1 protein-coding gene is annotated in these 1,238 nt (G+C 31.5%); it reads left to right on the forward strand.

Annotated elements, in window-relative coordinates; all coding sequences use genetic code 11:
- The first annotated feature begins 487 nt into the window (after positions 1–487).
- Positions 488–1,153 carry a DUF4112 domain-containing protein gene (locus HMPREF1505_RS05015; protein ID WP_231480341.1) on the forward strand — a complete coding sequence of 222 codons (666 nt, stop codon included), beginning with the start codon at positions 488–490 and terminating at the stop codon, positions 1,151–1,153.
- Positions 1,154–1,238 lie beyond the last annotated feature (85 nt).

The following is a 1,238-nucleotide window of genomic DNA, read 5'->3' on the forward strand; positions in this document are numbered from 1 at the left end:
GATGGGTGATGGGTGTTGGATGTTAGGTGTTGATGAAGTGTTGGAAGGACAGAAGCTGCAATATTATATTGGGCTAATAAGGCTTATTGGGCGGATAGGGCTAATTAGGCTAATAGCGCTTATTACCCTAATAGGTAAATAGGGCTAATTGGTTACATAAGGCAAGTATGACTTAAAAGTGGTATTTAGTCGCTTGAATTTAGTGGGGTAATTATTTTATTTAATTTGTTATTTGCTGTCACTACTGTCATCCATATTTGCTTCTTAATTTGTTTGGTAATAGATAATTTTACGAAGTGTTAAAAATGAAAGCAAGTAAAAGTAAAACTAAAATTAGTTGTTAACTGGCTCTTTTATTACATTGCAAATTTTTTTTGAACAGTAAAAAAGTGTTTTTATTGATTAAAGCTCTTATGATAATATTTTATGCGTTTAAGCGTTATAGTGTTTAGGTTATTATAATTTGTTTTTTATTTATTGATTTAGGATGGAAGGAAAGAATATATTAGAAAATGAGTTGAACTATGATGCTCATAAGACTTTAGGGGAACAAGATGGAGAGATTGTTTTGAATGACTCTTACTCTCTTATTGATGATAGAGATTCTCTTGATAAGGGTAGCGATGCTAATCGTAAAGAAGAAGTTCGCCGACAAAGAAGGGAGAAAGAAATTCGAAATTTAAAAGCATCAAAGGCTTATAAGTTTATTAGTACGGTAACAACTTTAGCAGATAAATATTTCTTAGATGCACTCTTAGGTTTAGTACCATCAGTAGGAGATCTTGTTTCATCTATTTTTGGTTTGCCGTTTATATACGTTACTTTGTTTAAAGTCAAGTCTATTCCACTCACATTGGCTGTTATCTATAACTATTTAGTAGATATATTGTTGGGAAGTATTCCTTTTTTTATTGGTGATGCTATAGATTTTTTTAGCAAAGCACACGTAAAGAACTTAGATTTAATTACACGCTATGTAGAAGGAGATAAGAAAACAATACGTCAGGTGAGGTCGAAAGCATTGCTAACAGCTTTTCTTATTATCATTCTTAGTGTAATTATTTATTTTGTCTTTAGGTTATTGATTGGTGTCACGGAATGGACGTGGACTTTACTAATAGACATGTTTAAGTGGTTGATAGGACTATTCTAACTAATTAAAATAGTTTATAGGGATAATATTGGGACAGTAGATATTTAGTGGGGATAGGCATATATTTTGGCAAGCCTAAAAAGAA

It is taken from the genome of Prevotella sp. ICM33 (assembly GCF_000517825.1).
Classification (GTDB): Bacteria; Bacteroidota; Bacteroidia; order Bacteroidales; family Bacteroidaceae; genus Prevotella; species Prevotella melaninogenica.